This window comes from Vreelandella nigrificans (genome assembly GCF_002374315.1).
Taxonomy (GTDB): domain Bacteria; phylum Pseudomonadota; class Gammaproteobacteria; order Pseudomonadales; family Halomonadaceae; genus Vreelandella; species Vreelandella nigrificans.
On record NZ_NWUX01000014.1, the window covers coordinates 74,382 to 97,877 of the forward strand.

Consider the following 23,496-nt stretch of genomic DNA (forward strand, 5'->3'; position numbering starts at 1 on the left):
TCAAACAGCCATCTAAGTACCATGTCAAACAGCTATGCTAGGCACAACCACACTAAGTGATGCGAATTAGCGGGCAGTGAGCGCATCCAAACCACGAGCAAGGTCACGCTGGATGTCCGCCTGACTTTCCAAACCAACCGCGACGCGTATTAACCCTGGCGTAATGCCCGCTGCTTCTTTTTGGTCATCAGAAAGGCGGCCATGGGTCGTCGTAGCAGGATGGGTAATAGTAGTTTTGACATCACCAAGGTTGCCCGTGATAGAAAGCATGCGCGTGGCATCAATCACCTGCCAAGCCCCTGACTGCCCTCCTTTTACTTCAAAACCCAATACTGCACCAAAGCCCCGCTGCTGTTGCTTAGCAAGTGCATGTTGTGGGTGTGCTTCCAAACCACTGTAGTAGACCTTATTCACAGCAGGATGCTGATCTAGCCAACGTGCCAACGTCATCGCATTCTCGCAGTGTGCGTTCATACGCAGCGCGAGGGTTTCTAGCCCTTTGGTAAAAATCCAGGCGTTAAAAGGGCTCAAGCATGGGCCGCAAGTACGAACCACACCAAACACTTCTTCCAGCACATCGTGCCTGCCCACCACCGCGCCACCAATCGCTCGCCCTTGGCCATCCAGGTATTTAGTAGCAGAGTGGATCACCAAATCAGCGCCCAACGCAATCGGTTGCTGCAACGCGGGAGTTAAAAAGCAGTTATCAATGGCTAGCAGCGCCCCACTTCGCTTAGCAAGTGCTGCAAGTGCTGGAATGTCGGCCACTTCCGACAGCGGGTTGGAAGGTGTCTCTGCAAATAGTAGCTTGGTTGCAGGACTGACCGCCGCTTCCCAAGCCGCGATATTCGACAACTCGACGTAGCGGGTGGTAATACCAAACTTACCCAGGTATTTATCAAACAAACTAACGGTCGAGCCAAACAGCGAGCGAGAAGCGACAACCTCATCCCCCGCCGATAGCAGCGCGAGCGCTGTTGAGAGGATGGCTGACATTCCAGAGCTGGTTGCCACACAACGCTCGCCACCTTCCAGCGCCGCCAAACGGCGCTCAAACGTATGCACTGTGGGGTTGGTGAAACGTGAATAGACGTTGCCCGGCTCCTGCCCACCAAACTTACGCGCAGCCTCCGCTGCGCTTTCATAAACAAAACTAGAGGTAGGGAAAATCGGTTCCGAATGCTCTTGTTCGAAAGTACGCTGGTGGCCCGCGCGAATCGCTAACGTCTCTAACGACCACTCATCCTGCTGGCTATCATCGTGCATGGCTTAGCCCCTTGTGTAAGGCATCAATATACGTGGCTAGTCGTCAAAATCATCATCTTGGTTATGCATATCCACCAAGGCGTGATCGCCTGCACTTTGGTCTTTTGCCGCATCATTACGGCTAGCCTCCAAAACGGCTAGATAAGCATCATCGATATCACCGGTTATGTACTTACCATCAAATACTGAGCAGTCAAATGCTTCCATTTCAGGATTGACTTCCCGGCAGGCGTCTTTCAGATCTTCCAGATCTTGATAGAAAATTCGATCAGCACCAATCAGTTGCCCAACCTCCTCTTCCGTGCGGCCATGGGCGATCAGTTCTGAGGCAACCGGCATATCAATGCCATATACATTGGGATAGCGTACCGGCGGGGCTGCTGAGGCAAAGTAGACTTTACGCGCACCAGCGTCGCGAGCCATTTGAATGATTTGCTTACAGGTAGTGCCGCGCACAATGGAGTCATCCACCAACAGGACATTTTTGCCCCTGAACTCCACATCGATGGCATTTAGCTTTTGGCGTACCGATTTTTTACGCTGAGTTTGGCCCGGCATAATAAAGGTTCGGCCAATATAGCGGTTCTTCATAAACCCTTCACGATAGGTCACCCCAAGGTGCTGAGCCATTTCCAGCGCCGAGGTACGGGAGGTATCAGGAATAGGAATAACCACATCGATATCATGGTCCGGCCACTCATTGAGAATGCGGTCCCCCAGTTTGCGTCCCATTTGCATGCGCGTGCCGTAAACATAGGCGCCATCCAGAAGCGAATCCGGACGTGCTAGGTAAACGTGCTCAAAAATGCACGAATGTAACTGAGGACGATCTGCGCAGACTTGGGTATGCACCTGCCCTTGCATATCAACAAAAATAGCCTCGCCAGGTGCCAAATCACGCTCTAGCTCAAAACCACCTACATCCAGCGCCACAGACTCAGAGGCAATCATTACCTCTTGGCCGTCGACGTCTTGACGTGTGCCAAACACTACTGGGCGAATGCCATAGGGGTCACGAAATGCCACCATGCCAAAGCCATTAATAATCGCGACCGCCGCGTAGCCGCCTTTGCAGCGCCGGTGCACTCTACGAACGGCATCAAAAATATCTTCTGCTTCTAGATGCAGGCCCTGCTTGCCCAACTCATGGGCAAATACGTTAAGCAGCACCTCGGAGTCGGAGCTAGTGTTGATATGACGCAGGTCGGTGGAGAAAAGCTCCTGCTTCAACTGCTCAGAATTGGTCAGGTTACCGTTGTGCGCTAGTGCTATGCCATAAGGAGAATTGACATAAAACGGCTGCGATTCAGCTTCACTGGAGGAGCCTGCCGTAGGATAACGTACGTGCCCAATGCCCAGGTTACCTTTAAGACGAGCCATATGCCGAGTATGGAACACGTCTCTAACCAGCCCGTTACTCTTGCGCAGTAAGAAGCGTCCCTCGCTCCAGGTCATCATGCCGGCAGCGTCCTGGCCCCGATGCTGAAGTACGGTCAGGGCATCGTAGATTCCCTGATTTACCGCCTGCTTGGCCAGAAGGCCCACAATACCGCACATTCCAGTTACCTCGCTTTAATGCCATGACTTACCGGGGTAAGCCCGTACGTTCATCAACTTACAGAAACCCACAACATGGAAACGATGCAGGTAGCTTACAAAAGAGGTTATAAAGCACTTCTCAAAATGGTAATGATTCAACCTTAAGCGCTACTCATTTTCTGGAGTAATGTGTATGCGTGAATCAATGGGAGCTTGCTTGGCGCGCAGGTCAGGCAAAGAGATATCACGCAGCGACTCCGGAGCTTGGGGAAGCTCTCGCTCCCACTGATCCAACTGACTTACCGCCCAGTCTCTTAGCTCGATAAATGTAGGGCGTAGCGCTGCTTGTTGCCATGCTTGAAGCTCGCCAAGCGGCGTCAAGGTAATAAGTACGGTTGCTACCAGTAGAATGACTGTTCCACGGGCCACACCAAAAGCCGCACCCGCAAAGCGATTTAACAGCCCCATACCGACCCACTCTACGGCGGCATGCACCAAGCGAATAACGATACCGCACAACAAGATGACGGCAAAAATCACCAAAATAAACGCTAAGACCAAGCGTGCATCAAAGCTCTCAATAAAACCGCTCATCAGTTCCGCTACTGGCTCGGCGAGCACCCGAGCCACCATGAGCGCCACAACCCAAGCAGCCAGGCCTAGCGCCTCTCTAACAAAGCCACGCACAAAGCCTGCCAGCATTGAAAGTGCCAAGACAGCCAGAAAAATCGCATCTATCCAGGTAAGTGCCATATAAATTAATCTCTTACCCTGACTAATAAACCTTGAACATTGGCACGCTGCTTAATCAACGCCATGGCCGCCTCACCATCTTCGGAGGTCGCGTAGGGGCCAACATAGACGGTGGTGAGATTATTTTCGCGCTCACGCTGGTAGGTGCTAAATCCTTCTGCTCCCAGTTGCTCGCCTAGGCGCTGAGCATTCGTAGCATCTCCGAAACTCCCCACTTGTATCGCCCATTCTCCTCGCTGTGTAGTAGCAGGGCCAGCCGAACTGGAACCCGACGAACTTGCTGAAGAAGAGCTAGAGGATGCATTGCTGCTTGAAGATGTATTGCCACTGGAATTGGCAGCCACTAATTCAGCAATTGGGTCATTAGCGGGTGGAGACACAGGCGCCGTGTCTGGCTGCCGAGGCGCAGCATCAATTGGCGTGCTAATAACAGTATCACTCCCAGACGACTCAGATGTTGGTAATGCATTAATCGTTGATGGCATCTCTGGCGCAGGAACATCCTGTCGCGCAACCTGAACGGGCTGTTCAATAACAAAAGTAGGCTGCGGGCGCTCTTCCCGTGGAGCAGGATCACTCATCAGCCACGGCACAAAGATCGCCAGTAGCGCGAGCAAAATGACAATACCGCTGATGCGTTCCGTTTTACCGTATTTCATATCCGTCTCCATCAGGCTTAGCGGGCATTACGGTTAGGCTTGTCGAGCTTGCGGCAGCGGGTTTGCCAAAAGCGCAGCCACGGTGAAAAATGATCCGGTGGCCAACACACGGTCATCCAGTGTCAAGCTCTCGGCCAATGCGCTTACTCCCTCTTCGGGTGAGGCCGCACAGTAGCGCACACTTCCGCCCCGCGAGGTGATACGCTCGGCTAATTCAGCCGCTGGCCGCCCACGCTCCCCTTCAAGGGTGACGCACACCCAATCAGTAATACGTGGGAGTAGAGCGTCTATCACACCGTCGGCATCTTTATCATTAAGCATACCAATCAACGCCCATTGCCGCCCACCAGGCGGTGGCATGGGTAACCGACGAGCCACGTATTCAGCAGCGTGGGGGTTATGCCCCACATCCAAGCACCACTGGCCAAGCCACTGCATACGACCTGGAAGCCTTACAGACTGCAGCGCATCGCAACATGCTTTTGTGGTTAACAGCACGCCCCCAAGTGACAAGGCCTGCAGTGCTGTGGCGGCATTATCAATCGGCAGCCCTGGATCGGGAAGCCCATTAAGTGAAATTGTTTCGCCATCAACGTTTAAACCATACCAACACCAAGAAGCGCTGGTTGTGTCGTTACTTTCTCTGACACCACCTATTGGTCCATGTTCTGTAACGTCATGCTTTACAATGCCAGTCTCTATTAGGCCGCTCTCTATCAAGTTACTGCCAGCATTTCTAGCGGTGCGCTGATCAGAACCGGCAAGTAAACTATGGGAAAACGCTACTCCTAAGCTATAAACAGGAGCGGAGATGGCTGTGGCGGAATCAGCAACACTGACTGGCAACGACTGGCTACCCAACACCGCAGGCTTTAATGGGCGAAAAATACCCGCTTTCTCACGCCCAATTTGATCAATATCTGTGCCAAGAAAATTCGCGTGATCCTGAGCAATAGTCGTTACCACACCAACGTCAGCATCAATAATATTAACCGCATCCAAGCGCCCACCCAGGCCTACTTCAAGTAGCGCCAAGTCGAGCTTGGCTTTAGCCAAACACCATAGCGCACATAGCGTCCCTGCTTCGAAGTAGGTCAGGCTAATAGCGGGCTCTTGTAGCCTTGCAGCTTCTACTTCAGCAAAGCCCTCCACTAACTGGTGGTCTTCTGCTTCCTGCCCATTGATAGTGACACGCTCGTTGTAACGCAAAAGATGGGGTGACGTGTAAGTACCTGTGCGCAGGCCATGGGAGCGGGCTAGAGCATCCATCATGGCAAGGGTAGACCCCTTGCCATTGGTGCCCGCAACGGTAATCACTCGCGTTGCAATGGGGCGAGTTAGCAACCCCATCCGCGTAGCTACCTGCGATACCCGTTCAAGCCCCATATCAATCCCTACCGGGTGCAGGGTTTCAAGATATTGTAGCCAATCAGCTAAGGACCCCGGTTTTAAAGGCTTAGATGTTAAGGACTTAGATGTTAAGGACTTAGGCATTGCGTGTCGCGTCGTCACTCTTAACCGTGTCACTCTTAGCAGTGGTAGGTTCGTCGTGAACCTCAGTAGTGGCAGTGGCCTCATTAACCTCCGCAAGCCGCTCATCATCCACTAGAGGCTCAGCAGTTGCAGCGTCTTCCAGGGAGTCATCATCAACAGGCATAGCACTGTGGTGAGTAAGCTTTCTTAGCACACTACCAACACGGGTACGCATATCATGACGATGAACGATCATATCCACCGTACCATGCTCCAACAAAAACTCGCTGCGTTGGAAACCTTCCGGCAGCGTCTCACGCACGGTTTGTTCGATAACCCGCGGCCCAGCAAAACCAATCAAAGCATTGGGCTCGGCAATATTGAGATCTCCCAGCATGGCAAGCGATGCAGAAACACCACCAAACACTGGGTCAGTTAGTACGGAGATGTAAGGTACGCCTGACTGTTTGAGCTTTTCAAGCGCCGCTGATGTTTTGGCCATTTGCATTAACGAGAACAGCGCTTCTTGCATCCGCGCACCACCAGAGGCAGCAAAACAGATCAGCGGAATGCGCTCTTCAAGTGCGATGGTGGCGGCACGGACGAATTTTTCGCCAACAACCGCCCCCATAGATCCACCCATAAACGTAAATTCGAAGGCTACTGCTACTACCGGCAAGCCATCCAATTCACCGCGCATTGCTACCAGCGCATCTTTCTCGCCAGTATCTTTCTGCGCTGCGGTTAGGCGGTCTTTGTACTTTTTAGAGTCGCGGAATTTGAGGCGGTCATTAGGCTCAATCTCAGCCGCCACCTCTTCGCGTCCCTGTTTATCCAAAAACCAGTCCAAGCGCTTACGGGCCGTTAAGCGTAAGTGGTGGTCACACTTCGGACACACGCTATGGTGCTTCTCTAGCTCAGGAAGGTAGAGAACGGCTTCACACTTGGGACATTTACGCCAGAGGCCGTCGGGCACGCTAGCGCGACGGTCTTTACGCTGGATACGCCCCATCGAGGGCACGATCTTGTCTAACCAGCTCATATTAAAAAGGTTTCCATATACGTCAATGCCTGGCTAGGCCAAGCCTGATGAGTGTCGTCTGCCAATTCAGTGTAGACGATGAGGAGACAAACTTTAGGCATCCATTGCTGTACGCATTTCAGCCAAAACGCTTTTCAGCTGGCCAGCAATGGTCTCAGGTGCATCAAGGCTGTCAGCTATACGATTAACAAGCGCACTGCCAACGATAACACCATCAGCCACTTTCGCTACTTCTGCAGCTGTAGCCCCGTCGCGAATACCAAAGCCAACACATAGCGGCAAGTCGGTCATTCCACGTAGCGGCGCCAGATGGTTAGCCACATCTTCAGCATTTAGCGTAGCCGCACCTGTTACACCTTTCAGCGAAACATAATACAGGTAGCCCTCACCGTGGGCACATATTGTAGCGGCACGAGCATGTGAAGTGGTAGGTGCAACCAAGAAAATCGCTGCTAAATCACGCGCTTTTAATAGTGGCCCAAACTCTTCAGCCTCTTCTGGCGGCATATCCACCACCAGTACACCGTCTACACCAACGCTTGCTGCTTTGTTTGCGAACACCTCGTAACCAATCCGCTCAATGGGATTTAAATAGCCCATTAACACCACTGGAGTGGTGGTATCCGCTTGACGAAACTCAGCCACCATATCCAGTAGGTCTACAAGCCGCGTACCTTGTTGCAGTGCACGCTCGCAAGCTTTTTGAATAACCGGACCGTCAGCCATCGGGTCTGAAAATGGCACGCCAAGCTCAAGAATATCAGCCCCTGCCTCTACCAAGGCATGCATAAAGCCAACGGTATAGTGAGGTGCAGGATCACCGGCGGTAATGTAGGGGATTAGGGCCTTGCGCCCCTGCTGCTTTAATTCGGAAAAACGCTGGTCAATACGATTCATGCTCACCCCTAAAACTCGATGCCGTCGATGTTCGCCACGGTCATAATGTCTTTATCACCACGGCCAGAGAGGTTGACCACAATGTGCTGGTCGGTGCGCATTGTTGGCGCTAACACCTTTGCATGCGCCAGCGCATGAGCCGACTCAAGCGCTGGCATGATGCCTTCCATATGGGTCAATTCACGGAAGGCCTCCAACACTTCTTTATCGTTTGCAGCCACGTAGTTAACACGACCAACGTCTTTCCACAAAGCGTGTTCAGGGCCAACACCTGGGTAATCAAGGCCTGCTGAGATCGAGTGCGTATCCGACACTTGGCCTGCCTCATCGGACATTAGGTACGTACGATTGCCATGTAACACACCACGAGGGGCATTGGACGATAGCGGTGCAGCATGACGTCCTGTTTCTAACCCATCGCCACCGGCTTCAACGCCATACATAGCAACCGCGTCATCTTCAACAAACGGATAAAAGAGGCCCAGTGCATTAGAGCCACCGCCGACACAAGCTACCAGCGCATCAGGCAGGCGGCCAATTTGCTCTAGCGACTGGCGTCTCGCCTCGCGCCCCACCACTGCGTTGAAATCACGCACCAGTTGCGGATAAGGGTGCGGGCCAGCCACCGTACCGATGATATAAAAGGTGTTATCGACGTTAGTGACCCAATCACGCAGTGCTTCGTTCATCGCGTCTTTTAATGTGCGTGTACCCGACTCAACCGGAATAACCCGCGCACCTAGTAGATGCATGCGATAAACATTGAGCTTTTGACGCTGAACGTCCGCAGCCCCCATGTAAACATCACACTCGAGGCCTAAACGGGCAGCAACGGTGGCCGTGGCAACACCGTGTTGACCTGCACCAGTCTCAGCAATCACCCTTGGCTTACCAGTTTTTTTCGCCAGTAGCGCCTGACCGATAGTGTTATTTACCTTATGAGCGCCTGTATGGTTTAAATCTTCGCGTTTAAGCCAAATTTGCGCACCACCCAACGACTGCGACCAGCGCTCGGCATGATACAGCGGAGATGGGCGGCCCACATAGTGGGCAAGATCACGGTCAAACTCTGCCTGGAAGGCCGGGTCATCACGGAGACTTAGATAAGTCTGCTCCAACTCTTCCAGAGCAAAGCTCAGGGTTTCTGACACAAACCGGCCACCGTAGGGGCCAAAATGACCACGAGCATCCGGCATACGGGTTAGGTCGCTGAACTTCGTTTCAGTGGCTGAGACAGTCACAGGCATACCTCACAAGATCGCCAGAACAGGCAAACAATGAATGAACTTACACAAGGACATAGCCGCTTTTCCGGCGCGCCCTCGCGGTGAACTATTGGGCGCTGGCTAACGTCACTTGTTTAACAAAGGACGCCATTAAATCGGCATCTTTAACGCCATGAGATGCCTCGATACCGCCAGATACATCAACAGCATAAGGCATAACTTGCTTAACCGCTGCAGCAATATTTCCTGCCGTTAACCCACCGGCGAGGATAACAGGTTTCGCCAGGGTTGCGGGGATTCTCGACCAGTCAAAGGTCTCCCCTGTTCCACCCGGCGAGCCTGGCCGATAGGCATCGAGAAGCAGTGCCTTGGCATCAGAATATTCTGCTGCAGCTTGATGAAGGTCGATATCGTCACGCATACGCAGGGCTTTGATCCAAGGCCGGTCAAACTGCTGACAAAACGAAGCCGGTTCATCGCCATGGAATTGAATAAGGTCCAAATAAGGTAAGCACTGCTCAATCAACTCAGCAGGCTGATTCACAAATAGCCCGACCCTGGTCACAAAAGCAGGTACATTTGCTGCCAACCCCTGAAGCGTATCCGGCGTTATGCTGCGGGCGCTTTTAGGCCACATAACAAAACCCAGAGCATCGACACCCAGTGCAACAGCTTGTGCAATATCTTCATGGCGGGTAAAACCGCAGAACTTGATCCGCGTGCGTGCGTAGTTAACACTCACGACGAGGCCTCCTGTTTGGGTATGGCACGTTTTTTGAAGGTCAGGTTCCGCCGGGCTGCTATCCGAGGGCTATCAGGCAACGTACGTTCACCTGTCCACTCACCGGTAAATGCCAACATGTTCGGCCCTAGCGGCTCTTGAGGCAATGCAAAACGCTCATCGTAAATAGAGTCAACAAAATGCAGGCCACAAGCAGGTGCAGTCACATCCCCTTGACGGCGATTCTTCAATGCCAGCAGGCGTTCAATGTGCCCTTCATCTTGAGCACCACGCCCAACACTAACCAGAGCACCGGCAATATTGCGAATCATATGATGTAAAAACGCATTACCCTGAATATCAATCACCACTAGCGGGCCATAGCGCTTTACTTCAACAAAATGCATTTGACGCCATGGGGTTTTGGACTGGCAGCCCGCCGCTCGGAAGCTCGAAAAATCATGCTCCCCGACCAGAGCTTGCGCTGCGCGATGCATAGCATCGGCGTCTAGCGGGTCTCGGCACCAAGTGACATTGCTGCGCTCCAACACAGGGCGGCTAATTTGATTAAGCAGGATATAGCGGTAGCGGCGCGCCAGCGCTCCCAAACGCGAGTGAAAGTCATCAGAGACCGGCTTCACCCAACGAATAGCAACATCTCTTGGCAAATTGGTATTGGCACCAAAAATCCAGGCTTTTTCCGTACGCTGTGCAGGTGGATCAAAATGGATCACCTGACGGGTAGCATGTACACCAGAATCTGTTCGCCCACTGGCATGGATAGTCACCGGGGCATTGGCCACCTTCGCCAAAGCCTCTTCAACCGCCTGCTGAACAGAGGCTGAATGTTTTAGTCGCTGAAATCCGCAAAAGCGAGTGCCATCGTACTCAATGCCCATCGCCAAACGGCCAGCCAGCGGTTGTGTCTCGTCAAAGTGGTAGAACAGCGTCATTAAGCCATGTCATCTAGAGAATATAAGGGTTAGCTATTATCCCGGCGTCGCGGCTCGAATGCTACCTCTTCAACCTCCCACTCCTCTACTGGCACTGCATCCGCTGGTACTGAGTCTACTGGTGCTGAGTCTACTGGAGCTGGGTCTACTGGTGCTGCGCGCGAGGGTTGTATCGAGGGGGAAGTGAATGGCACATCCTCTAGCTGGGGAGTTGCTGAGCACTGAGTAGGCGGCACCACGGTTTGCAGCGGTACAGCTTCCCACTTACGCTCACGACGTTTACGGGACCACACCAGCGCCCCCAACAGTAACGCTAGCGCAACACTGGCAATGGGCCATTGGTAAGCAGCCACCCGCTCCGAAATACCGTAGGAGTTGTCAGAAACGCCAGTAACTGACTCAACCATAACGTCCCGGGCAGTGGAAGCAAGGGCAACTGCGGTTTGCACTTCCCGCTGTGACACACTGAGCGCTTCGGTCAGTGCAGCCATCTCTTGGCGTAGCTCGGTAAGCTCGGCACGAAGCTGCTCGCGCTCTTCAAGCACCGGTTGAAACATGGCTTGGCTTTCTTGTAGCTGCTCGACCAAATCACTTAACGTCAGTCCCTCCAACTGTTCCTCTTGTGAAGAGTGTGTCAAAAGGCCTGGCTGCTGTTGCCCTTCTGGCACTTCTACCGCAGCTTGGGAGGCAGCAATACTGGGCGCATCTTCTCCTGTCACTCCTGTAATTCCTACGCTTCCAACAACTTGTTCAGCATCGGGCGATGCAGGGGTGGCTGAGAGGGTAGATGAGAGGGTAGATGAGAGAGTGGTTGAGAGAGCAGCCGCAGGCTCAGCACTCTCGGTTTCTGGAACTGGTTGGCTAGTGGCCCCTGGTACGCTATCGGTTACGTCTGGCTGCCGCATCGCCCGAAACGCTTGTCGCGCATCACTGGGCGAGCGGGCCATTATCGCTTCATAGCTGGGCATCGCTAATGTTTGCCCGGCGCGCATACTATCGATATCACCCAAAGGGAATACTTCAGGGTTAGCGTCCACAAGCGCGACGACCATCTGCGGCACACTCGCATCAGTAGGCTTTGCCCGCTCGGCAACACCCCAGAGCGAATCACCACTAGCCACGTAGAGAGTACTATTAGCCTCTGAAGCGCCACTACTTGCATTACGCTCCCGATTATCTAGTGCAGAGGAGTCGCTACTGGACTCAGCAGCGTTAATAAGCGGTTGTCCAACATCCGGGGTACTACTACGCATATCAGGCAGATCAAGCAGCAGCGTAAGCGCTTGGCTAGTTTCACCCTCAGGAGAAGACACGGTTAGCAGAACATCTAGCCATAGTTCATCGACAACCTGTGAGGAACTCAGCACCAACTGATAACCGCCCGACTGCTCACGCAACTCTGTGCGAAGTGACGCTGCTAACGGAGTCCACTCCAACCCCAGTGCTGTAAAAGCAGCTTCATTAGCCACCGTGATATGCAAATCATCTAACGCATACTGGTCAGCATCCAGTAAAGGTACCGTTGCGCTAAGCGGTGCATTTAGCGGCGTATTAACTGACACCGGGCCTAAGCCAACAGCCAGTGCCAAGGTGCTAACAGCACTGAGCGACACCCCTAACAAACCTACTAACTTTTGTTTCATTTAGGCCCCTACTGCCGTCGATCCCCTCTGGATCGAAACCTCCTAGAGATACTCTCCACTATATCTAGGCATTCTTCATTAATTATACCTAATTTAAAATAATTACAATGATGTCACACAGCTTTTTTATGACACTGGCGCTTAAATAAATCGTAAATAGCGACCAAAAAAAGAGGGAAGCTGCGAACAGCTTCCCTCTTTTGGACTAACGTTTTAGGCGTGAATTAAGCGCTCTGCTTACTGCTCACGCAGAATTTTAAGCATACGCTTAAGTGGCTCTGCGGCACCCCAAAGTAGCTGGTCACCCACACTGAATGCAGATAAGTACTCGCCACCCATATTTAGCTTACGCAGACGCCCTACCGGAATTTGTAGCGTGCCAGTGGCAGCGGCAGGCGTTAGACCCGCAACGGTGGCGTCTTTGTCATTGGGGATCAGCCTAACCCACTCGTTATGCTTGGCAATACGCTCTTCAATTTCATCAAGCGGCACATCCTGCTTTAGCTTGATGGTAAATGCCTGACTGTGAGAGCGCATTGCACCAATGCGTACGCACAGGCCGTCGATGGGGATAGGGTTGTTTTGAAGGCCCAAAATTTTGTTGGTCTCAACGCTACCTTTCCACTCTTCGCGGCTTTGGCCACTTTCGAGCTTGCTATCAATCCACGGCAGCAGGCTACCCGCTAGCGGCGCGCCAAAGTTATCGGTGGGGAAATCGCTGCTTCGCATCGCGGCGGTAACTTTGCGATCAATGTCGAGAATCGCGCTAGACGTATCTTTCAGCTCTTCACCAACGCTATCGCGTAGTTGACCCATTTGGTTCAACAGCTCACGCATATGTTTAGCGCCGGAACCTGAAGCAGCCTGATAGGTCATGGAGGTCATCCACTCGACCATGTTGGCCTCGAACAGACCGCCTAGGCCCATCAGCATCAGACTAACGGTACAGTTACCGCCCACAAATGTTTTCGCGCCTTTCGCTAACTGGGCGTCGATCACATGGCGGTTAACCGGGTCCAGAATAATGGTAGCTTCATCTTCCATGCGCAGGGTACTGGCAGCATCAATCCAGTAGCCTTGCCAGCCTGCTGCACGCAGGTCTTTATAAACCGGCTTGGTGTAATCACCGCCTTGACAGGTAATCACTACGTCAAGCGCCTTAAGCGCTTCGATATCGAATGCATCTTTCAGCGGAGGTACGTCTACGCCGATGTCGGGACCCGGTTGGCCAACTTGAGAAGTGGTGAAGAAAATCGGCTCAATGCCGTTAAAATCACCATCTTCTTGCATGCGCTGCATGAGCACAGAGCCAACCATACCACGCCATCCCACGAAACCGACTTTCAACATGTGAAGTCCTCCAACTAAGAATGAGACCAATATTATACACAAATATTAGACACAACGTCGGCCACCCCCAGGGGTGGCCGACCAGTATTGTTACAACAGGTACAGCAGACTTGCTTAACTTATGACTGCTTTGCAAATGCCGCTAGAACCGCATCGCCCATTTCCACGGTGGAAACAAGGCGCGTGCCTTCGGATGCGATATCGGCAGTGCGAAGCCCGTCATCCAACACGTTGCCAACAGCCGCTTCGATTCGCTCGGCCATCGCTGCTTCATTTAGCGAGTAGCGCAGCATCATCGCCACAGAAAGCATCATGGCTAATGGGTTGGCAATGTTCTGCCCCGCGATATCTGGCGCGCTGCCGTGACAAGGTTCGTACATGCCCTGCCCACTCTCGTTGAGTGATGCAGAAGGCAGCATACCGATAGAGCCTGTGAGCATGGCGGCAGCATCGGAAAGAATATCGCCAAACATATTGCCCGTCACCATCACATCAAACTGCTTCGGTGCACGCACCAACTGCATGGCAGCGTTATCCACGTACATGTGGGAAAGCTCAACATCAGGATATTCCGGTGCTAAGCGATCCATGACTTCACGCCATAGAATGGTCACTTCCAGTACGTTTGCTTTATCTACCGAGCAGAGCTTCTTGCCGCGTTTTTGAGCCATTTCAAAAGCCACGCGGCCAATGCGCTCAATCTCACTTTCGGAATAGATGTAGGTATTAAAGCCAACTCTCTCGCCGTTACGCACTTCGATGCCACGTGGCTGACCGAAGTAAATACCTCCAGTAAGCTCACGAACAATCATAATGTCCAGCCCAGCTACCAGCTCAGGCTTTAGGCTAGAGGCACTAGCCAACTGCGGGTAGAGCATGGCCGGACGAAGATTACCGAACAAACCCAAATTCTTACGTAGCCCCAACAGACCTTTTTCAGGGCGTTTGGAGAGGTCTTCCAGCTTATCCCACTTAGGGCCACCCACCGCACCTAACAAAATGGCGCTGGCTGCTTTGGCTTTATCCAACGTTTCCGTAGGAAGCGGCTCACCATGCACATCGTAGGCAGAGCCACCCACAAGGCCTTCTTCAACCTCGATGTCCAAACCGGCTTCTTGGCAGGCTGTCAGTAACCGCGCCGCCTGGGCCGCAATTTCCGGACCGATGCCATCACCCGGCAGCAGTAATACCTTATGAGTCATACAACTTCCTTAGCATTAATAATGTTGAAGGTGGCTTACGCAGGTTGGCGGAACAGCCAAGGACGCTGTTGGCGATGGGTCTCTTCGAAGGAACGAATAGCCTCTTCGTCCTGCAACGTAATGCCAATATCATCCAGGCCATTCAGCAGGCAGTGTTTGCGGAATTCATCCACTTCAAACTCAAGAATCTCGCCGCTGGGGGTAGTCACCCGCTGGTGCTCTAAGTCCACATCCAGCTGATAGCCTTCATTAGCATCAGCTTCGGCAAATAAACGGTCTACTTCTTCTTCCGCCAATGTGATCAGCAAAATCCCGTTTTTAAACGCATTATTGTAGAAAATATCGGCAAAGCTAGGCGCAATCACTACCTTAAAGCCAAAATCCTCCAGCGCCCAAGGGGCATGCTCACGGGAACTGCCACAACCGAAGTTACGACGCGCCAGCAACACCTCAGCACCCTGATAGCGTGGCTGATTCAATACAAAATCAGGGTTTAATGGACGTTGCGAGCAGTCTTGCCCCGGCTGGCCTTCATCTAAATAGCGCAGCTCGTCAAACAGGTTGACACCAAAGCCTGTGCGCTTGATTGACTTTAAAAACTGCTTCGGAATAATCAAGTCGGTGTCGACGTTAGCACGATCCAGTGGCGCGACCACACCTTCAAAACGTTCAAACTTTTTCATGGCTTAGGCCTCCTGGGCATGGCTAGCATCGTTAGCGGGCAAGGTACGCACATCAACAAAGTGACCGGCAATCGCGGCGGCTGCTGCCATCGCAGGGCTAACTAAGTGGGTGCGACCGCCATAGCCTTGACGGCCTTCAAAATTACGGTTTGAAGTAGATGCACAGTGCTCACCAGCACCCAGCTTATCGGCGTTCATGGCCAAGCACATTGAGCACCCCGGCTCGCGCCACTCAAAACCCGCTTCCGTAAATATCTTATCCAAACCTTCTGCTTCCGCTTGACGCTTCACTAAGCCAGAGCCCGGCACTACCATGGCCAGCTTGATGGAATCAGCCACTTTCTTGCCCTTGGCTACTTTGGCAGCTTCGCGCAAATCTTCGATACGCGAGTTAGTGCAAGAACCGATAAACACTTTATCTAGCTTGATATCAGTAATTTTCTGGTTTGCCTGCAAGCCCATATACTCAAGCGCTCGGGCGTGGCTGCGCTGCACGGTTTCATCCAATGCGGCTTTGGGGTCCGGCACCTGGCCGGAAATACCAGTAACCATTTCAGGGCTAGTACCCCAACTTACCTGCGGCTCAATCTCTTCGGCATTCAAGACAACCACTTTATCGAACTGAGCATCCGCATCCGATACCAGGTTACGCCAATCAGCCACGGCAGCTCCCCACTGCTCTGCAGTCGGTGCAAAGGGGCGCTCGGCAAGATAATTAATTGTCGTGTCATCCACCGCGATAAGACCCACTCGGGCACCGGCTTCAATCGCCATGTTGCACACTGTCATGCGGCCTTCCATAGACAGCGACTCAATAGCACTGCCCGCAAATTCAATCGCATAGCCAGTGCCACCAGCAGTACCAATTTTACCGATAATCGCCAACACAACATCTTTAGCGGTAACACCCAGGCCAAGCTCACCCTCGACGCGCACCTGCATGTTCTTCATTTTTTGTGCCAACAGGCACTGGGTAGCCAATACGTGCTCAACCTCAGAGGTACCGATCCCGTGGGCCAAGGCCCCAAAGGCTCCGTGGGTAGCGGTGTGAGAGTCTCCACATACGACAGTCATGCCCGGCAGTGTTGCGCCTTGCTCTGGGCCAACTACGTGCACAATACCCTGACGCGGGTCATTGATTTTGAACTCTTCAATTCCAAACGCCAGGCAGTTGTCATCCAACGTTTGTACCTGGATTAACGACACTGGGTCTTTAATACCGCTGTTACCTTCAGCGCGCTCTTTAACCGTAGTAGGCACGTTGTGATCAGGAGTTGCCAAATTGGCATCCAAACGCCAGGGCTTGCGGTTAGCTAAACGCAGGCCTTCAAACGCTTGAGGAGAAGTCACTTCATGGAGCAGTTGGCGGTCGATGTAAATAAGCGCAGTGCCGTCGTCACGCTGTTTCACCAAATGCTGGTTCCAGAGTTTGTCGTAAAGGGTTTGACCTGACATATGGCTCTCCTGGGCTTGTGCCCTGCTAGTTCGGTATAGCAGCCTCTGCGTGCTGCTTAAAATGCTATGAAGCGAGTGTTACGCGACTCGCACATAAAAGCAATTCATGTTATTCATACTTTAGATTCCAAACAGGAATACTTGCTTTAGAAATACCTATTCTCAGGGATACATAAGTGGATACCCAAAGCCTGCAAGCATTTCTGGCAGTTGCCGAAACTCAAAGTTTCTCTCGCGCTGCTGAGCAGCTGTACCTGACCCAGCCAGCGGTAAGCAAACGCATTGCTACTCTAGAGGGGCTGCTAGGCACGCGATTATTTGACCGCATCGGACGACGCATAGCGCTGACAGAAGCAGGTAATGTGTTGCTACCCAAAGCCAAGCGTATTCTATTTGCCGTGGAAGACAGCCGCCGTGCCCTAGCCAACCTTTCTGGCCAAGTGGGCGGCAAACTCACTCTTGCCACCAGCCACCATATTGGCTTGCACCGCCTGCCACCATTGTTAAAGCAGTACACCCAGCGCCACCCAGAGGTAACGCTGGACCTACACTTTTTAGATTCCGAACTAGCCTATCAAGGTGTGGTAGATGGGACGTTAGAAATGGCAATTGTAACGCTTGCCCCTCATCCCATTGAGCAGTTACATGTAGTAGAGCTATGGCGTGACCGGCTCTGCTTTGTGTGTGCTACCGACCATCCGCTGGCTCAGCGAATCCGCCACAACCACGCCACCCTCAGCCTAGCGGAACTGTGTGAATTCAACTGTGTGTTACCGGGAGCTAAAACCTTCACTCACACGCTTATCGGCCAACGCTTTATTGAAGCAGGCTTAGCACTGCCTGTAAGCATGTCTACCAACTATTTAGAAACGCTAAAAATGATGTGCGGAGTAGGCCTCGGCTGGAGCCTGCTGCCGGAAAAGATGGTCGATAGTGAACTGGTCGAACTACAGGTAGACACCGCGCCTATCCATCGGCCGCTAGGCTATCTAGTTCACACCAACCGCACGCTCTCCAACGCCGCAAAAAAAATGATTGAAGAGCTAGAAGCAACGCGCAATTAACGCATCCTGCACTCAAATATCTTATCACTCAAGCTGCGTTGTCGAAGTAACGAATGATATTGCGCCCTTCTTTCTTTGCCTGATACATAGCCAAGTCGGCCCATTTAAGGACGTCTTCCTGACCGGCCTGATGGTCAATAAATAGCGCCACGCCAATACTGGCAGTGCAATGGTGTTCAACCGTCGCCACTACACCTCCCTCCATCGTGCGAGTTAAAATGTACGGTTCTGCTAGCGTAGCGCGGATTTTCTCAGCGACGATGCCTGAGCGCTCAATAGATGACCCATAATCCTGATCCAGCTCACCGAGCATGACGACAAATTCATCGCCACCTATTCGCGCCACAGTATCCACCCCTCGCACGCACTGGGTCAGCCGGCTTCCTACTTCGATCAGCAGCAAATCGCCTGCATGGTGACCATGCATATCGTTGAGCGGCTTAAAGTTATCCAAATCAAGAAACATCACCGCGCCATAGCATCCGCTACGTGCGCTGGCATCCATCGCCTGTTTCAGGCGATCAGTCAGCAAACTGCGGTTGGCAAGTTGCGTTAAGGTGTCATAAAACGCAAGTTGGCGAATTTGCTTTTCGCTCTCACGCAGGTCGCGGGTTATCTTCTCGTTCTCCAGCTTGGCAGCTTCCAGTTCCATGGTGCGGCGACGCACCTGCTCTTCCAGCGTGATGGTGGCATGGATTAGGTTGAAATCAGAGCCACGCAAGCTGTCGGTGCGTTCAGCGCGATTCATCAGGGCTTGAATGATCTTGTTCAAGCGCACGATCTCGGCCTGCAAGGCTGGCACGCTCGCTTCCACGTTTTTCGATAGGCGTTCAGACATCAGTGCCAGTCCGAGCCGAGCCAATGGCCACCCCAGTTAACGTCTGGTTAACGTGGATACCATGAAACTGTTCGCCATAACTATTGAAACCAATAGTATTGTTGTCCTTAAATATTTCTGCGATACGCCCTTGTAGCCCGTTTTGCACAACTTCCAGCTTACGCAAGATGCAATCACACCCAATGACTAGCTGGGGATGACCAAGTTCTGCATGGATTTTATCAAACGTCTGTTCCAGATTACTTACCAATCCGGCGCCATGTGCCACCCGGAGCACCAATCCTTCCTCAATAGCAGAATATAATGTCAGACTACCATCGGGGTTGGCCTGCTGAATGGAGCGAACGTAGTTCGTGCCCGCTATCATCACGACAACCGGTGAGGCGGCAAAGCGCATAGGATTGAGCTCATCCACACGGACCCCTAACATCCGCGCATACTCCTCAGCGGCGGGCAGCCCGTTGATCTCCTTAACGATGCGTTCTGATAAGTCAGCCTCCGTGACCACCATTCGTTCTTCAGTAGGAATAAAGTGCTGAGTTTTAAATGTCATGAAGGGAAAAGCTGTATTGACCAGAACCAGCACGGCGCTATCAGCATGGAACTTGCCGTTACTAAACACATAGGTTCGGACGAATTTCTGGTCATCGCCCGCCGATCCGCCAAACAGTGGGATCTTGCCAAGAGCATACTGCAACGCATGTGCCGCTGGCTCTTCGCGACTAGACATGCCATCTATCATCAATAGTGCAAAGCGGTTTTCCAGGCAGACCTTTGGATCATTGCTTTCAAGGCGCTGTAATAACGTCTGGACAAAAACCTGCGCTCTGGAAATTTCGAACCGGCTTAGATCTTCCAATAGCCCGCTGACAACCAAGTGACTGTCAGCCGGGAAGCTCGCTCCTGTAAGAGTGTGCTGAAGATAGCCTGCTGGCCCAATTTCTCCTGCGGTTGTGCAACCCACCACCTGAACCCCGGAAAATCGCTGATTCATTTCCGCAGCGAGAACATCAAGATCGTATTCACTAGAGCAGAAAAAAATCACCAACGCCATATCCTGCTGAACCACAGCGGCATGAAACTCCGCCACGGCTTGGCGAGCTTCTGTGGCAGATGAGTGCGCAGTACGTATTATTTGGCTGCTCATACCTCCACCTCTATTTTTATTCTTCATAGCCACTGCGCGAATGCAGTAAAAAGATAGCCTTATGAGGTAGTCATGATAGCGCAAAACATGAAACACAGGATCAAAACACCGGTAGAGCAGAGCCTGAGGTATGGCATATCTCTCTGATAACGCAAGCTACGCTTATAATCACCAAAACAGCCGAGGTGGTATAGCACCCAGAGCACGGCGATAGTCTGTGAGCAGGCATTTCCTCCCTTATCTCAGCACTAGCTCTACCCGGCGGTTCAGCTCACGCCCTTCCTCGCTGGCATTACTAGCAACAGGTGCCATAAAGCTGGCTCCTTTTGCGGTCATGCGCTCGGTCGCTATACCATAGTCACGGGCCAATGTTTGACGTACAGCGGCGGCGCGGCGCGTAGACAATTCTGCGTTGTAGTCGAAACTACCTTGATTATCAGTATGCCCCACCACCAGCACTTCGAACCCAGGGTTCATTTCTAGCAGCTGGGCCATCTGAACCAGAGCATCCACAGATTCGGACCGGATCTCAGCACTGTCATACTCGAAGAAAATGCCTTCAACAATCGCCTTCCCCTCAACTGTCAGCGACGCCTGCAGCTCATCCGCGCTACGCACTCCTGTCTGAACCTGGCCGGTATGCATCGGCTCCCCTTCGACTACAACCTGATGAATAACGGGTTGCTTTAAGTCCATAACGTACAAAAAGACATGGGCACTGCCCTCTTCGTTCTCACGCTCGACCAGCAGAGCACGGGCATCACCGCGCAAAATCACGGGCGGCTCCAAAGCATTGCGCAGCTCTCGACGATAACTATGCGGGATCACCACATTGCGTACGTACATGCTCATTTGACTGCCGCAGTCTGTTTGCCCAACGCATTCGAACAGCACATCAAAACCATCAGAGGTAAGTGCTTGCTGGTAATTTCTCAATATCTCCAATGTGCTTCTGTTCTCAGGCGCCTGATAGGTAATCCACGTCACTCTGCCTTCAAGTGGCACTTCAACTGCTCGAAGAAGCTCTGCATTCCAACCGTCTCGAGTATGGTAGGCCTCTCTTGGTATGGGGCCAGAAGGCAGTGCCACCGCATCATACTCACGCTCCTGGTAGCCATGCATCGTGGCACCACTGTAACGGCTGACTAGCGGGTTATCGCTGCCAGGCTCATTAGCGATAGCCGATGCAGCTATCAATAAAAGCCCACCTTTCAAAAAAAGGTCACTTATCAGTCTAAAGATAGGATAAGTTTTCATACCACTTTCCATAAGCCAATATCACCTTCTCAGGATTCCATGAAATTATTTCCTTAACCAGTTGGGATAGATGCTCTCAGCAGCGGCCGAAGGACGAAAACTGCGGGCGATGCATCTTGTTAAGTATTGATTTCAGTGGTGACCTCCGTTTTTACCGAGTTAGCTATAAAACATTGCTCATGGGACAAGTGATGCATTTTTTCAAGATCATCTCTTGAAGGTATTCGGTCACCCGAAAACACAACTTTTGGCCGGAGAGTTACCTTAGTCATCGATATTTTCCCCGATTGATCTTTCTCCATAATGCCTACAGCATCGTCAGTATAGCTTTCAACCACGTACCTTTTTTTGGCGGCGACTGATAGAAAGAAAAGCATATGGCAACTTGATAAAGAGGCAATAAACGCTTCTTCAGGATCGACATTTTGCTCAACTGAATATGGCAGAGGAACAATATGGGGCGATGAAGATGCAGGCACACAAGCACCACCGTCAAACTCCCATACATGACCTCGGCTATATTTATTATCAAGATAGGCTTCATCTTTACCGCGAGCCCACTTAACCACAGCATAATACTCTGACATTTCTTCTCCTTTAGGCTGACTTTTGCTCAACGGACGTTATCCCTAGTCAGCTCGCCCACGATGCATTTATATATAGCCCCCGGACCGTACTCTGCCGCTCGCGACCGCCGATACCCTATGACTGGATGTCGATCAATTTCGGCACGCCCCCACAGCGAGCCGTGACGCAGGTAATCCCCCCCACCGCTCTCCCGACGGTGGCGCTCTAGCCGGAGAGCCCCAGCTTATTCCAGCGGTAGCTATACTGGCGAGGGGTCAGGCCCAGCAGCTGGGCGGCACGGGTCTTGTTGCCTCCCGCTCGCTGCAGGGCACGATAGAGCGCCTCGGGACTGTGGGAGGTGGCCGGTACATAGGGCCGCACATCGCTCAGCGTCTCCTCGGGGCCAGCGTCGATCACGCGGGGATCAGCGCCCGGTGACAGTGGCAGAGAGGCCTCCGGCAGAAAGCGTTCGATATCCGCAGCTTCCAGTGCCGGATGATCGCAGAGCAGCACCATACGTTCAATCACGTTGCCCAGCTCACGAATATTACCCGGCCAGGGATACTGCTGGAGCCGTTCGATGGCACCGGCGGTAAGGTGCACATTGCGCTGGTTGGCCTGATTGACTCGGTTGAGGTGGTGTAGTGCCAGCGCCGGAATATCGCCGCTGCGCTGGGCTAGGGAGGGAAGCCGGATGGGAATGACGTTGAGCCTGTAATAGAGATCCTGGCGGAAGGCGCCGCGAGCGACTTCCTCCTCGAGGTTACGGTTGGTGGCCGCCACCAGCCTCACGTCGGTACGAATCTCACACTTGCCCCCCAGGCGCGAGATGCACCCCTCCTGCAGGGCACGCAGCAGCTTGGTCTGCATGGCGAGCGGCAGCTCGCCGATCTCGTCGAGAAACAGGGTACCGCCATCAGCCTGCTCGAAGGAACCCTGGCGAAGGGACTGTGCCCCGGTGAAAGCCCCCTTCTCGTAGCCGAATAGCTCCGACTCGAACAGTGTCTCGGGGATCGCCGCACAGTTGACCTTGATGAAGGGCGCCTCTCGCCGCGGGCTGGCCAAGTGCAGGGCCCGGGCAAAGAGCTCCTTGCCGGTACCCGATTCGCCCAGCAGCAGCACGCTGGCGGTGGAGTCCGAGACCTGTTCGAGCTCGGCAATCGCCTGTACCAGCCGCGGCGAGTTGCCCACGATGCCGTAGCGACTGGCGCTGGCGTCCAGCGCCCGTGAGAGCAGCCGGTTCTGCTGCTGAAGCGACTCAGTGCGCTCGCGCATCTGGGCATGCAGCTGCAGCAGCTGGCCCGCATGGGCCGCCAGCAGCTTGAGAATCTGCAGATCATCGGCCAGCGGCCGCGGCCGGTGCCGGATGCGATGACAGGCCAGCACACCAAGGGTACGCTGGGCCACGCGAATCGGCTGGGCGATAAACGAGACCGGCCCTTCTGGAAGCAGCCGACGCTCCACCATGCGCCCCAGGAAGTGAGGGTCGTTGTCGATGTTCTGGGAGATCACCAGCTGGCCGCTGGCCAGGACTCGCCCGGTGATGCCCTCGTTGAGGGCGTAGCGTCCACGTGCCATCTCCTCGCGGGTCAGCCCGTAGGCATAGCGAATCTGCCCGGACTCCCCCGTTTCGTCGAATAGTACGATCCTTCCCCGGTTGAGACCCAGCAGCTCCGAGAGCAGGTGCAGCATCTCCTGAAGCGCCGGCCCCGGGTCCAGCTCGCGTCCGGCCAGCGCCATCACCTGCTGCAGCAGCAGCAT

The 23,496-nt window shown here is 53.1% G+C and carries 21 protein-coding genes; 1 reads left to right on the forward strand and 20 read right to left on the reverse strand.

The genetic code is table 11. The features are described from left to right. Nucleotides 1-66 precede the first annotated feature (66 nt). The 15 genes from CPA45_RS14895 to leuC all read right to left on the reverse strand — a co-directional run bounded on the left by CPA45_RS14895 (nt 67) and on the right by leuC (nt 16,862). Nucleotides 67-1,266 carry an O-succinylhomoserine sulfhydrylase gene (locus CPA45_RS14895; RefSeq protein WP_096652784.1) on the reverse strand — a complete coding sequence of 400 codons (1,200 nt, stop codon included), beginning with the start codon at nt 1,264-1,266 and terminating at the stop codon, nt 67-69. Between the two features lie 36 nt (nt 1,267-1,302). Further along, the gene (gene purF, locus CPA45_RS14900) at nt 1,303-2,823 is read right to left on the reverse strand and encodes an amidophosphoribosyltransferase (protein ID WP_096652786.1); all 1,521 of its coding nucleotides are present in this window, start codon (nt 2,821-2,823) and stop codon (nt 1,303-1,305) included. Nucleotides 2,824-2,973: 150 nt separating this feature from the next. Continuing rightward, nucleotides 2,974-3,558, reverse strand: a complete 585-nt coding sequence (locus CPA45_RS14905) for a CvpA family protein (protein ID WP_096652788.1) — start codon at nt 3,556-3,558, stop codon at nt 2,974-2,976. A 5-nt stretch (nt 3,559-3,563) separates the two neighbouring features. Further along, nucleotides 3,564-4,217: an SPOR domain-containing protein gene (locus tag CPA45_RS14910; RefSeq protein WP_096652790.1), complete on the reverse strand. Its 654-nt coding sequence runs from the start codon at nt 4,215-4,217 to the stop codon at nt 3,564-3,566. A 33-nt stretch (nt 4,218-4,250) separates the two neighbouring features. After that, on the reverse strand, nt 4,251-5,711 hold the full coding sequence (gene folC / locus CPA45_RS14915) for a bifunctional tetrahydrofolate synthase/dihydrofolate synthase (protein ID WP_096652792.1): 1,461 nt from the start codon (nt 5,709-5,711) through the stop codon (nt 4,251-4,253). Continuing rightward, on the reverse strand, nt 5,704-6,732 hold the full coding sequence (accD, locus tag CPA45_RS14920; protein ID WP_096652794.1) for an acetyl-CoA carboxylase, carboxyltransferase subunit beta: 1,029 nt from the start codon (nt 6,730-6,732) through the stop codon (nt 5,704-5,706). Before accD ends, folC begins: the two co-directional genes overlap by 8 nt. A 93-nt stretch (nt 6,733-6,825) precedes the next feature. Next, complete coding sequence (gene trpA / locus CPA45_RS14925) at nt 6,826-7,629, reverse strand: tryptophan synthase subunit alpha (protein WP_096652796.1); 804 nt, start codon at nt 7,627-7,629, stop codon at nt 6,826-6,828. Between the two features lie 8 nt (nt 7,630-7,637). Next, nucleotides 7,638-8,876 (reverse strand): tryptophan synthase subunit beta, encoded by a 1,239-nt coding sequence (gene trpB / locus CPA45_RS14930; RefSeq protein ID WP_096652798.1) that lies wholly within the window; start codon nt 8,874-8,876, stop codon nt 7,638-7,640. Nucleotides 8,877-8,961: 85 nt separating this feature from the next. Then, complete coding sequence (locus CPA45_RS14935; RefSeq protein WP_096652800.1) at nt 8,962-9,597, reverse strand: phosphoribosylanthranilate isomerase; 636 nt, start codon at nt 9,595-9,597, stop codon at nt 8,962-8,964. After that, a complete protein-coding gene (gene truA / locus CPA45_RS14940) occupies nt 9,594-10,529 on the reverse strand; it encodes a tRNA pseudouridine(38-40) synthase TruA (protein WP_096652802.1) in 936 nt (311 codons plus the stop codon). The genes CPA45_RS14935 and truA overlap by 4 nt, the downstream gene beginning before the upstream one ends. Nucleotides 10,530-10,558: 29 nt before the next feature. Next, nucleotides 10,559-12,172 carry a type IV pilus assembly protein FimV gene (locus CPA45_RS14945; protein WP_096652804.1) on the reverse strand — a complete coding sequence of 538 codons (1,614 nt, stop codon included), beginning with the start codon at nt 12,170-12,172 and terminating at the stop codon, nt 10,559-10,561. 237 nt (nt 12,173-12,409) lie between these two features. Further along, entirely contained in the window at nt 12,410-13,522 is a 1,113-nt protein-coding gene (gene asd / locus CPA45_RS14950) for an aspartate-semialdehyde dehydrogenase (RefSeq protein WP_096652806.1), read from the reverse strand. Nucleotides 13,523-13,641: 119 nt separating this feature from the next. Next, the gene (gene leuB, locus CPA45_RS14955; protein ID WP_096652808.1) at nt 13,642-14,724 is read right to left on the reverse strand and encodes a 3-isopropylmalate dehydrogenase; all 1,083 of its coding nucleotides are present in this window, start codon (nt 14,722-14,724) and stop codon (nt 13,642-13,644) included. Between the two features lie 35 nt (nt 14,725-14,759). Then, nucleotides 14,760-15,407 (reverse strand): 3-isopropylmalate dehydratase small subunit, encoded by a 648-nt coding sequence (leuD, locus tag CPA45_RS14960; RefSeq protein ID WP_078087778.1) that lies wholly within the window; start codon nt 15,405-15,407, stop codon nt 14,760-14,762. A gap of 3 nt (nt 15,408-15,410) precedes the next feature. Then, the gene (leuC, locus tag CPA45_RS14965) at nt 15,411-16,862 is read right to left on the reverse strand and encodes a 3-isopropylmalate dehydratase large subunit (protein WP_096652810.1); all 1,452 of its coding nucleotides are present in this window, start codon (nt 16,860-16,862) and stop codon (nt 15,411-15,413) included. A gap of 176 nt (nt 16,863-17,038) precedes the next feature. On the opposite strand from leuC, the gene CPA45_RS14970 reads away from it, so the two are divergent. Then, the gene (locus CPA45_RS14970; RefSeq protein WP_096652812.1) at nt 17,039-17,926 is read left to right on the forward strand and encodes a LysR family transcriptional regulator; all 888 of its coding nucleotides are present in this window, start codon (nt 17,039-17,041) and stop codon (nt 17,924-17,926) included. A gap of 28 nt (nt 17,927-17,954) precedes the next feature. On the opposite strand, the gene CPA45_RS14975 is transcribed toward CPA45_RS14970, so the two are convergent. The 5 genes from CPA45_RS14975 to CPA45_RS14995 form a co-directional block, all read right to left on the reverse strand. Continuing rightward, nucleotides 17,955-18,764 carry a diguanylate cyclase domain-containing protein gene (locus CPA45_RS14975; protein WP_096652814.1) on the reverse strand — a complete coding sequence of 270 codons (810 nt, stop codon included), beginning with the start codon at nt 18,762-18,764 and terminating at the stop codon, nt 17,955-17,957. Next, entirely contained in the window at nt 18,757-19,911 is a 1,155-nt protein-coding gene (gene nosP / locus CPA45_RS14980; RefSeq protein WP_096652816.1) for a nitric oxide-sensing protein NosP, read from the reverse strand. The genes CPA45_RS14975 and nosP overlap by 8 nt, the downstream gene beginning before the upstream one ends. Before the next feature lie 237 nt (nt 19,912-20,148). Beyond that, a complete protein-coding gene (locus CPA45_RS14985; RefSeq protein ID WP_165771567.1) occupies nt 20,149-21,168 on the reverse strand; it encodes an OmpA family protein in 1,020 nt (339 codons plus the stop codon). 119 nt (nt 21,169-21,287) lie between these two features. Then, nucleotides 21,288-21,755 (reverse strand): OsmC family protein, encoded by a 468-nt coding sequence (locus tag CPA45_RS14990; protein ID WP_096652820.1) that lies wholly within the window; start codon nt 21,753-21,755, stop codon nt 21,288-21,290. Between the two features lie 205 nt (nt 21,756-21,960). Next, nucleotides 21,961-23,496 carry a sigma-54 interaction domain-containing protein gene (locus CPA45_RS14995; protein ID WP_208858519.1) on the reverse strand — a complete coding sequence of 512 codons (1,536 nt, stop codon included), beginning with the start codon at nt 23,494-23,496 and terminating at the stop codon, nt 21,961-21,963.

Coding starts and splice junctions, on each gene's coding strand:
- CPA45_RS14895 (WP_096652784.1), bottom strand. CDS start 1,266: ATGCACGATGATAGCCAGCAGGATGAGTGGTCGTTAGAGACGTTAGCG.
- purF (WP_096652786.1), bottom strand. CDS start 2,823: ATGTGCGGTATTGTGGGCCTTCTGGCCAAGCAGGCGGTAAATCAGGGA.
- CPA45_RS14905 (WP_096652788.1), bottom strand. CDS start 3,558: ATGGCACTTACCTGGATAGATGCGATTTTTCTGGCTGTCTTGGCACTT.
- CPA45_RS14910 (WP_096652790.1), bottom strand. CDS start 4,217: ATGAAATACGGTAAAACGGAACGCATCAGCGGTATTGTCATTTTGCTC.
- folC (WP_096652792.1), bottom strand. CDS start 5,711: ATGCCTAAGTCCTTAACATCTAAGTCCTTAACATCTAAGCCTTTAAAA.
- accD (WP_096652794.1), bottom strand. CDS start 6,732: ATGAGCTGGTTAGACAAGATCGTGCCCTCGATGGGGCGTATCCAGCGT.
- trpA (WP_096652796.1), bottom strand. CDS start 7,629: ATGAATCGTATTGACCAGCGTTTTTCCGAATTAAAGCAGCAGGGGCGC.
- trpB (WP_096652798.1), bottom strand. CDS start 8,876: ATGCCTGTGACTGTCTCAGCCACTGAAACGAAGTTCAGCGACCTAACC.
- truA (WP_096652802.1), bottom strand. CDS start 10,529: ATGACGCTGTTCTACCACTTTGACGAGACACAACCGCTGGCTGGCCGT.
- CPA45_RS14945 (WP_096652804.1), bottom strand. CDS start 12,172: ATGAAACAAAAGTTAGTAGGTTTGTTAGGGGTGTCGCTCAGTGCTGTT.
- asd (WP_096652806.1), bottom strand. CDS start 13,522: ATGTTGAAAGTCGGTTTCGTGGGATGGCGTGGTATGGTTGGCTCTGTG.
- leuB (WP_096652808.1), bottom strand. CDS start 14,724: ATGACTCATAAGGTATTACTGCTGCCGGGTGATGGCATCGGTCCGGAA.
- leuD (WP_078087778.1), bottom strand. CDS start 15,407: ATGAAAAAGTTTGAACGTTTTGAAGGTGTGGTCGCGCCACTGGATCGT.
- leuC (WP_096652810.1), bottom strand. CDS start 16,862: ATGTCAGGTCAAACCCTTTACGACAAACTCTGGAACCAGCATTTGGTG.
- CPA45_RS14975 (WP_096652814.1), bottom strand. CDS start 18,764: ATGTCTGAACGCCTATCGAAAAACGTGGAAGCGAGCGTGCCAGCCTTG.
- nosP (WP_096652816.1), bottom strand. CDS start 19,911: ATGAGCAGCCAAATAATACGTACTGCGCACTCATCTGCCACAGAAGCT.
- CPA45_RS14985 (WP_165771567.1), bottom strand. CDS start 21,168: ATGAAAACTTATCCTATCTTTAGACTGATAAGTGACCTTTTTTTGAAA.
- CPA45_RS14990 (WP_096652820.1), bottom strand. CDS start 21,755: ATGTCAGAGTATTATGCTGTGGTTAAGTGGGCTCGCGGTAAAGATGAA.
- CPA45_RS14995 (WP_208858519.1), bottom strand. CDS start 23,496: ATGCTGCTGCTGCAGCAGGTGATGGCGCTGGCCGGACGCGAGCTGGAC.